Source organism: Acetanaerobacterium sp. MSJ-12 (assembly GCF_018917875.1).
GTDB lineage: Bacteria > Bacillota > Clostridia > Oscillospirales > Ruminococcaceae > Bittarella > Bittarella massiliensis.
In genome coordinates this window covers 1-616 of record NZ_JAHLPK010000023.1, presented here as the reverse complement: position 1 = coordinate 616, position 616 = coordinate 1, and the positions used below count along the sequence as shown (strand labels likewise).

Annotated in this window: 1 protein-coding gene; it reads right to left on the bottom strand. The window is 28.1% G+C overall.

Going from position 1 to position 616, the window contains the following annotated elements; genetic code table 11:
• Window positions 1-616 (bottom strand): ABC transporter permease subunit (locus KQI11_RS13035; protein ID WP_216402426.1); only part of this gene is annotated, 616 nt, incomplete at both ends.

Below are 616 nucleotides of genomic sequence, written 5' to 3'. Positions count from 1 at the left end.
TTATTAATATTCATAAGTTTTGGAGACACAATTACTGAAAGTAGACTAATAATATTACCAGTCATAGAGAATACTCCGAAGTAAACAAAGCTAGATATTGTATTGTTTTTAAATACAATTCCTAGAAAAGTGCCTACAGATATTCCTCCAATCCATAGTGGGAGTGCTACTAGTAATCTTAGTGAAAAATCTTTAACTATATCTATTGAAAAGTCCTTACCAAGCCCAAACAGCATTGCTCCACTTCCTAAAAAGACAGTTAGTATAATAAATGCTGCTATAGTAGATAGAACAACTGTAGCAATTATCTTTGATAAAACAATTCTGTTTCTAGTTATACCAAATGATACAGCATTTTTCAAAGTCAAATTTTTATTTTCTTCACTTGTAACAATGTCAATCATCATTAAAACTAGAAATAGTGGTAAATTAATTGATTGAATACCTATATACATTAATTCTGAAAGATCCATATTAGCATTAACACTTGTGGCCTTCATCAATATATTAAGTAATAATCCTAAACCGGATATTATAACTACAAAGCTCCAATAGTATAATCTGTTAAAATTTCTATAAAGCTCAGCTTTAATATAATTAAGCATTATAATTACCT